The organism is Microcoleus sp. T3_B1, from assembly GCF_036700445.1.
Taxonomy (GTDB): domain Bacteria; phylum Cyanobacteriota; class Cyanobacteriia; order Cyanobacteriales; family Microcoleaceae; genus Microcoleus.
In genome coordinates this window covers 1-6509 of the sequence record NZ_JAUBOX010000158.1, presented here as the reverse complement: position 1 = coordinate 6509, position 6509 = coordinate 1, and the positions used below count along the sequence as shown (strand labels likewise).

Annotated in this window: 8 protein-coding genes; 3 read left to right on the top strand and 5 right to left on the bottom strand. The window is 41.0% G+C overall.

Annotation, left to right across the window (positions count from 1 at the left end; genetic code table 11):
• The first annotated feature begins 38 nt into the window (after window positions 1–38).
• Both QT990_RS35110 and QT990_RS35105 read left to right on the top strand, forming a co-directional pair.
• A complete protein-coding gene (locus QT990_RS35110; protein WP_333466372.1) occupies window positions 39–326 on the top strand; it encodes a ribbon-helix-helix domain-containing protein in 288 nt (95 codons plus the stop codon).
• Window positions 327–447: 121 nt separating this feature from the next.
• The gene (locus QT990_RS35105; RefSeq protein WP_333466371.1) at window positions 448–606 is read left to right on the top strand and encodes a type II toxin-antitoxin system HicB family antitoxin; all 159 of its coding nucleotides are present in this window, start codon (window positions 448–450) and stop codon (window positions 604–606) included.
• A 218-nt stretch (window positions 607–824) separates the two neighbouring features.
• Here the strand turns inward: QT990_RS35105 and QT990_RS35100 are convergent, their stop codons facing one another.
• Together QT990_RS35100 and QT990_RS35095 are read right to left on the bottom strand one after the other, a co-directional pair.
• A complete protein-coding gene (locus tag QT990_RS35100; protein ID WP_333466370.1) occupies window positions 825–1760 on the bottom strand; it encodes a pentapeptide repeat-containing protein in 936 nt (311 codons plus the stop codon).
• A 188-nt stretch (window positions 1761–1948) separates the two neighbouring features.
• Window positions 1949–2404: a DUF4352 domain-containing protein gene (locus QT990_RS35095; RefSeq protein ID WP_333466369.1), complete on the bottom strand. Its 456-nt coding sequence runs from the start codon at window positions 2402–2404 to the stop codon at window positions 1949–1951.
• Between the two features lie 220 nt (window positions 2405–2624).
• On the opposite strand from QT990_RS35095, the gene QT990_RS35090 reads away from it, so the two are divergent.
• The gene (locus QT990_RS35090) at window positions 2625–4037 is read left to right on the top strand and encodes an NB-ARC domain-containing protein (protein ID WP_333466368.1); all 1413 of its coding nucleotides are present in this window, start codon (window positions 2625–2627) and stop codon (window positions 4035–4037) included.
• Between the two features lie 48 nt (window positions 4038–4085).
• On the opposite strand, the gene QT990_RS35085 is transcribed toward QT990_RS35090, so the two are convergent.
• The 3 genes from QT990_RS35085 to QT990_RS35075 form a co-directional block, all read right to left on the bottom strand.
• A complete protein-coding gene (locus QT990_RS35085) occupies window positions 4086–4583 on the bottom strand; it encodes a 2TM domain-containing protein (RefSeq protein ID WP_333466367.1) in 498 nt (165 codons plus the stop codon).
• A gap of 263 nt (window positions 4584–4846) precedes the next feature.
• Entirely contained in the window at window positions 4847–5683 is an 837-nt protein-coding gene (gene crtA / locus QT990_RS35080; RefSeq protein WP_333466366.1) for a cyanoexosortase A, read from the bottom strand.
• Between the two features lie 615 nt (window positions 5684–6298).
• Window positions 6299–6509: hypothetical protein (locus QT990_RS35075; RefSeq protein WP_333466365.1), on the bottom strand; the 211-nt coding region annotated here is incomplete at its 5' end.

The following is a 6509-nucleotide window of genomic DNA, read 5'->3' as shown; positions in this document are numbered from 1 at the left end:
AATATGTAGTCTAAATAAAAATTCATGATAATTAATGTATTGTTTGTTACATTATACACCATAAAGTCAGGAGAGCCGTCAGTCTTTCCAGTAACGGGTTAAGATCCGAATTATCTCACCTGCCAGCAAAACTCCCCAGAATAGTTGTATATCTTCCCGAAGAAGTTAAAGCAGACCTAGAGCGGTTAGCCAAATCGCATTATCGGCCGGTCTCCAATATGGTGCTGTCATTAATTCAAGAAGCAGTAGATAGAGCTAAATCTGAGGGCAGAATTACCAGCGACAATCAATCGCCACAAAAAAGTGAGAGCGACGAGCAAGAATGAAGCAGGAATCTAAGAGTTTTAGATGAGGATAAGGGCGATCGCACTTTAGTCAAAAAAGGGCTCTCGCCCGATGTGCTAAAATAATGATTAAAGTGAGAACTAAGTAGGTATTGCAAAAAATATGCCTCGTATCTTTACAGCAATCGTTTATTGGGAAGAAGATGTTTATGTGGCAGAATGTCCTGAAGTGGGAACTGCCAGCCAGGGTGAAACAATTGAAGAAGTGATCGCCAATCTGAAAGAAGCAACAGAACTCTATTTAGAGGAATTCTATTTTTAAAAGGGTAAATTTAATGCGCTCGCACTTTAGGAAAAAAATGGCGAGCGCACTTTTCGATAAATTTTTACAGGAAATCACCTTTTAATCCAAGAACTGAAAAAAGACTTCAAAAACTAGCCGAATTATTTCAAGCCAACTCAAATCGTTTCTCATCTTCCCTATATGTTTTATATACAATGTAGAAAATGCGACAATCCCTAACTTTTATACTCAGCTTTTTAAGGATGCACTGTGCCATCTGGCATAGTTGCGCCCGTCAGATTTACATTCGTAAAATCCTTAATTTGGCCTAAGTTAGAGCTTTTTAGATTCGCACCCTTAAAACTGGCACCATCAACCATTTCACTTTTCAAGTTATCCCAGATAACCAGTGATAAGTCAGCATCATTTAACACGGTTTTTTTGAAGCTTAAGCCACTCCCCAGTCGAGCATCAGTAAGCTTTCCCCCGCTCAAATCTGCTTCAGAAAAATTGGCATAAGAAATGTAAGCTGCACTTAAATCTGCGCCTTTTAAATTAGCGCGAATTAGGATCGTTTCTCCATTTCCTGTCGGAAATTTTGCATTGCTTAAGTTAGCGTTGCTCAAGTTAGCACCCTCAAAATTAACGCCGGATATTTGAGTGCCACTGAGGTTAGCACCACTTAGATTTGCTCCTGTTAAAATTGTGCTGCTGAGGGTTGCACCGGCTAGGTTAGCACCCTGAAGGTTAGCATTTTTCAGGTCAGCACCGCTAAGGGAAACTTCTTTAAGATCCGCACCTTGAAGGTCGCAAGCTGGACATACACGTGTTTGCTTTAAACGCTCAACAGCTTGACTTACAGATAAAGAAGATGGCGTAGTTGTTGGAGATGGTGATGCAGTGGCATTAGGAGAGGGGGTTGGTGGAGATGCAGTGGCACTAGGAGAGGGAGATGCTGGTACTAAAACCGAAACTGTTGGCAATGGCGTTGGTGTTTCCGCAGCCAAAGGAGTTGGAGAGGAAGTTTCTGATAGTGCAACTGAAGGAGTTGGAGAGGCTGAAGTCGTAACTTGTGATTTGTTCATCACTGCTAAACCTGCAATAACTATAATTGCTACAATAGCCCCCAACCCCAACACGATTGCTAACGGAAAAGTACCCTTTTTCGGGTTGCTGTCATTTTGATTGTTCATAATAAAAAATATTCGGTGAGTAAATATTTTTAACCTGAAAAGAAAAGTTTTAAGACTTACGCACTCAGGCAATAAAGGAACAGTTAATTGAGGGCTGGATGCTTCTTGCTCAAATCTGAGAAAGGTTCAAACCCTGATAAAAATATTTAGATGCGTAAGCCCTAAGTTGAACCAATCAAGAAAGCTCACTAAGAGTCAAGCTTGACTCTTAGGCGTGGCGAATTTCCAAAAAGTCCGATAGCTTGGTATTCAAAAGTGTAATTGCTGCTATCTTCTTCATTCGGGACTTGAAAAGTAATCCATCCCCGAACGCGCTCTCCTTTTGGCAGATCATTCATAGCATTTAGTGCAGGTTGTACCCCAAAGAAAGTTGGAGTATAAACATAGCCATTGTCACTTTTTAGTTTGGCATAAAGTAGATTCGCACTTACACCCTGATCGGACTCGCTAGCAAGCGTTACATCAACAGCTACGTATGGTTCTCCACTGTCATTCTGACCAGTTTTCACATCGTTAACTGTTAAGTTGTATCCCTGCTGGATCACGGGTTTGCCAATAGTACCAACTGAGGCAGCTTGGGCTGGAAACTGTCCTAAGCTGAAATTTAGGATAAAGCACAAAAGTAAAATAAACAGCTTTAGCATTTTTTCTCCGGTTAATTTTTAGGTTTTATTTATTGCTTGGATGCCCGTTATTGAATATTTTTACGTTAATTTATCTCTAGTGTCAAGTAAAAAATGTCATAGGTTGTCAGGAGTTGATAAAATCATCTAGCCGTTAAAAGTCACATTTTGCCCTTTTTAGTCATAAAATGTCATAAGAAGTCTGATATAATAGATTAAATATCCTACACTTGCCTAATTAATGGATGTTCAAGAACTTTTAAGGTTTGCCGATGGCTTGGTGTTCACTAAGACGGGCAAACACCTAGACGATCTGCAAGAGGCAGTAGTGCGTGGAACTTGGCAAGGTAAAAGATACTCTAAAATTTCCAAGGAAGTCCATTGTACTGAACGTCATGTCAGAAATATTGCCTCAAAACTATGGAAAATTATGTCAGAAATATTAGAAGAAAATGTCAGTAAATCTACTTTTCATTCGGTCATTGAAAGATATCAAATTTCTCACTATTCTAATTTCCTGAATTCTAATTTTTTAGAACAGGGTGACATCAACTTCTGCACAGAAACCTCACACCCTCCCAAAACTCCACAAAACTCACAGCCTAGACAAACATCCACCCCAGAAAACACCCAACCCGAAATACACCAAGACTTAAGAGACGCACCAGATATCACCTCATTTTATGGCCGCACATCCGAACTCGCCACCCTACAACAGTGGATCGTACACGATCGCACCCGCCTAGTCGCAATATTAGGAATCAGCGGCATTGGCAAAACCAATCTCGCACTCCACATCCTCCCACAAATCCAGCATCAATTTGAATATGTAATTTGGCGAAGTCTCGGCACATCCCCAACCCTCCATAATACCCTAAAAAGCCTAATTAAATTTTTATCTAATCTACCAGAAACCGAATTGCCAACAAGCACCGATGAACTGCTATCGCTGTTAATGGAAAAATTGCGATCGCACCGCTGCCTGGTCATCCTAGACGACGTACAAACAATTCTCAGCAGCCGACAAATAGCAGGAAATTATCGACATCCATATGAAAATTACAGCAGCTTATTCAAACTTATAGGCGAAACTTGCCACAACAGTTGCTTGATTCTAAATAGTTGGGAACCGCCTAGAGAAATTGTCGCATTAACAAGAGAAAAAGCCCGCGTTCGGAGCTTACAACTACAGGGTTTAGGTGTAGCAGCAGGCGGAATTTTTCAAGAAAAAGGCTTACTCGAACCGGAGAAATGGGAAAGCTTGATTAACACTTACCGAGGCAATCCCTTATGGTTAAAAATAGTTGCAGCCCTGATTCAAGAATTATTTGGCGGCAGAGTTGGCGAATTCTTAAACTATAATATGCTATTCTTGGGAGAGGAATTGAAAGCAATATTGCAGCAGCAGTGCGAGCGCTTATCCGAATTAGAAAAACAGGTAATGTGTTGCATCGGGAATGCTATCGAGCCTGTTTTTATTTCTCAAATTATAGAAAATGTGCAATTATCGCCGGACGATTTATTCAATGTCATGAAATCTTTGGGAAATCGAGCATTCATTGAAAAACAAGAACAGGATAATCAAGTGCTTTTCAATTTATCGCCAGTGGTGAGACAATATGTGAAAAATGAATATTCTCGCGAGGGAAGATGAGATGGAAGTAGTAAGGTGCGGGCGGCGCACCATAAAAATGACTGCAAATCACGACTGCAACCACTTCATAAACTTATTCGTCGCAGTACCAATCGACTCTCCCACCTGTTTCTTCAACCGCCACCGCTGAAATGCTTGTTCGTAATCTTCCCCTTCAGTTTGATAAACATTCCAAGCATTCAGCGACAATCCCAAGCCCCACGTGAGTAAAATGAAAAGCGACCAAGAAAGCTCGTGCGATCCTGCTAGATTAAACAAAACTAGAAAACTATTGATAATTGCGTACTTTGTCACATTTTTCTGCAATTTGCGACGACGGTAAGTGTTAAAAACCAGCTTTTCTTGAAATTCCCCTCTAGTTGCTAACCATTGCTGTTCCGCCGCCACAATATCCTGTTCGGAAATGCCCAATTCGGCTGCAATCTCGAAAAGCTGCACTCTGGATAATTCCCCTTCATCTTGTCGGCGTGCGATCGCAAGCTGTAAAATACCCTGAGCATCCTCTGAACCGTAAACTTGACTTATTTGATTTTCATGAGTTGCCATAACAAGTTTCCTATAATTTCTGACATCATTTCTATGATAGATATAGGCGGACTTAAACAGCAGGTAGTGACATTGGCGGATTTCAACACCCGGATATTTGAGTGAGCCAGACTCCTCACTATGGTAGTGGAAATCGAAGCACCGATATATAGCCTTTCCCAGTAACATGAGGTATACAGAAACCCTGTATTGTCAAGCTTTACAGGTCAAAATTCGTACCTCACATTTTTGAGAAAGGCCATATTAGCTCAAATTGCAACTTATTAATTTCCCGAACTTTGACTAAGTTGGCTATCTCGTTTCAACATAAATTGATAAAATATCCCAAACAAAACCACCGCAATCATTCCCACGACTAAAGAACCTTCCCCCTCATGCCAATATTTAAACCAATCTAGGCGATTAGATGCAACTAACAATGCCATTCCAGCCACTCGGAAAACATTAATAATAAAACCAAAAAGGACAGCGACACCTATTACCAAAGCCTTATTTTGTTTAGTAGGAAACATCACCAAACAAACTACAGCTAAACCTAATAAGTAATTCATTGCCTCTATACCCGAACAACCCCCATTTACCAACACCCTTCCTGTCGGTAAAGCAACATAATTACCCTCACGTGTTGCATTCAAACCGACATACCACAAAGAATAATAAGCAAATTTAGCAGTAAGCGAGGTAACAAAATCCACTAAAGGTAAGGTAATGACACTGGGGGTGCCATGAAAAAATAGTATTAGCAATTCACGCCAATATAGTTTTAAGTTCTGAAAGCCTACCGCAATTAAGCTCAAACCTAAACCAGACAAAAAAGGTGCCAGTCTTAAAAAAGGATCGAATTTACTGGAAACCAGAGCACTTTTAAATAAAATAAAAGCTATTAATATTGTCCCAGCGACAATCGATAATACGTCATTTTTTCCCTCACTCTGTTTGAGAATATCCTGCTTGTCCCACAGTAGGGAACCCACAGCGGACCAAAAAACTATACTCATCCAAAAATGAGCAATATCATCCATTTTCCACAGGAGTGTCATATTCAGGGTTACTAAAGCTGTGGCGATAATGATGAGCCAAAAAAGTTTTCTCTTGAACATTTTAGATATTAGTTATTAGTTGATTGATGAGAGCCATACTGCGGACTGTTTTTGATTGTCAACCGTAGAATAAGGGTTGCAAGGCGATTTGGCAATCAAAGTACCCACGGAAAATCGAGGGTTTCAGACTACGAACTAAAAACAGTCCAGACTAATTTTTAGATCATATCATAAAAATAGTACGGGATTTGGACAACTTAGTAGCTTGAATCCCTCCTACGGAAAGGACTTGGGGGATTTTAATGGCTGTAAATCTTTGAGATGAGGTTAGTAGACACTCTGGAATTTGATGGATGGTGAGACTCAGAGGCAGCGCATAGCTCAGGATTAGGACACCTCGTGAAAAGACTGCTACTCGAAATGATTTGTTGGATGCCTAACGCTTGCTTACTTAGCGCCTGTAAGCAAAGACTAAAAAGCGAGTGAATCAACAAAAATAAAAAATAAGTAGCCTCATTGAGGCTTGGATTTCTTGAGACTAGACGCAATTGGCTCCGTGCATGGTGTGACAGTGAGGTTTTAGTAAATACGGCTGAGCGAGTTAGAGTTCGAGCCATGCTCAATGGTGATTATTTGCTTTTCAAGAATCGAGGGTGTCTTTATAGCAATCCTAAATCATTTGTGAATTTCTTCCTCAGAGCGGCTTCGGGGCAGGGCTGTTTCATTTTCTTGTAGGGGCCAACCCTCGTGAAGAGCCCCGATGCCTGAAATGCCCATGAAATCATCTGTGGGTGGGGGCGGGCACAGGGGCACCGCCCCTACAAAACCCTGGTTTTCCGTAGGGGCAATCCGACCCCTACTCCCCGTGGTTGCCCCGAAACAGCCC

Excerpts from the sequence above, each read along its gene's own strand:
- QT990_RS35105 (WP_333466371.1), top strand. The coding sequence starts at position 448 with ATGCCTCGTATCTTTACAGCAATCGTTTATTGGGAAGAAGATGTTTAT.
- QT990_RS35100 (WP_333466370.1), bottom strand. The coding sequence starts at position 1,760 with ATGAACAATCAAAATGACAGCAACCCGAAAAAGGGTACTTTTCCGTTA.
- QT990_RS35095 (WP_333466369.1), bottom strand. The coding sequence starts at position 2,404 with ATGCTAAAGCTGTTTATTTTACTTTTGTGCTTTATCCTAAATTTCAGC.
- QT990_RS35090 (WP_333466368.1), top strand. The coding sequence starts at position 2,625 with ATGGATGTTCAAGAACTTTTAAGGTTTGCCGATGGCTTGGTGTTCACT.
- QT990_RS35085 (WP_333466367.1), bottom strand. The coding sequence starts at position 4,583 with ATGGCAACTCATGAAAATCAAATAAGTCAAGTTTACGGTTCAGAGGAT.
- crtA (WP_333466366.1), bottom strand. The coding sequence starts at position 5,683 with ATGTTCAAGAGAAAACTTTTTTGGCTCATCATTATCGCCACAGCTTTA.